This is a genomic window from Vogesella mureinivorans, from assembly GCF_007644035.1.
Taxonomy (GTDB): Bacteria; Pseudomonadota; Gammaproteobacteria; order Burkholderiales; family Chromobacteriaceae; genus Vogesella; species Vogesella mureinivorans.
Map to the genome: position 1 here is coordinate 1 of NZ_VMTV02000504.1, position 286 is coordinate 286.

The following is a 286-nucleotide window of genomic DNA, read 5'->3' on the forward strand; positions in this document are numbered from 1 at the left end:
TAAATTAAATATCGAATGTGATGAAGCTTGGTCATTCGTTAATCATAAAGGTAATAAGCAGTGGATTTGGTTAGCATTGGATAAAAAAACTAGGTAAATTGTCGGTTGTTATATTGGCGAGCGCAGCGAACAAGGGGCTAGAGGATTATGGAATTCTCTCCCATCAATTTATCGACAATGTGCTGTTTGTTATACAGATTATTGGGCGGCTTATGAGAAAGTCATTCCAAGCAAACGGCATAAAGCCGTGGGTAAAAACAGTGGACTGACCAACCATATTGAGAGA

1 pseudogene is annotated in these 286 nt (G+C 38.8%); it reads left to right on the forward strand.

Annotation, left to right across the window (positions count from 1 at the left end):
* A pseudogene (locus tag FLQ44_RS24400) lies at positions 1 to 286 on the forward strand (IS1 family transposase); the annotation flags it as partial.